This is a genomic window from Actinomadura sp. B10D3 (assembly GCF_039871695.1).
Lineage (GTDB): Bacteria > Actinomycetota > Actinomycetes > Streptosporangiales > Streptosporangiaceae > Spirillospora > Spirillospora madurae.
On sequence record NZ_JBDPLY010000102.1, the window covers coordinates 1 to 667 of the forward strand.

Annotated in this window: 1 protein-coding gene; it reads left to right on the plus strand. The window is 73.5% G+C overall.

Features of this window, described 5'->3' with window-relative positions:
• Positions 1-667 (plus strand): ISAs1 family transposase (locus ABGB11_RS42440; RefSeq protein ID WP_347641376.1); only part of this gene is annotated, 667 nt, incomplete at both ends.

A 667-nucleotide genomic window follows, 5' to 3' on the forward strand; every position in this document is an offset into this window, starting at 1 on the left:
GAGGGCGTCGTCCTGCCATGTCCAGCCACCGATCTGCCCGGCCTGCCGGCACTGGTGGAGGTACTGGACCGCATTCCCGATCCGCGGCGTCGCCGCGGCCGCCGGTACCGGCTCGGCCCGGTGCTGGCGTTGTGCCTGGTCGCCGTGCTCAGCGGTGCCACCAGCCTGGCCAAGATCGGCAGAATCGCCGCGGAACTGGACGCAGGCGTGCTCACCGACCTGGGGCTGCCGGCGGCACGGCCTGCGGTCACCACGCTGGGACGGCTGCTGGCACGCCTCGACGGCGACGCCTTCGACGAGGCGATCGGCGCCTATCTGACCGCGCTGGCCCACGACCCCGAGGCCGGGAACGACGCCGGGCCTGAGGCGGTGGCGGTGGACGGCAAGACCCTGCGGGGCAGCCGCCGCCCGGACGGGACGGTGACACACCTGCTGGCGGCGGCCCTGCACGACGGCCGGGCCGTGGTGGCGCAACGGCAGGTCGCGGCCAAAAGCAACGAGATCCCGGCGTTCGTCCCGCTGCTGGCCGGCCTGGACCTGACCACCAAGGTCGTCACCGCCGATGCCCTGCACACCCAGCGCGAACACGCCCGCCGCCTGGTCCGGGAGCACCGGGCGCACTACCTCCTGGTCGTGAAGGGGAACCAGAAGAACCTGCACCGGCAGC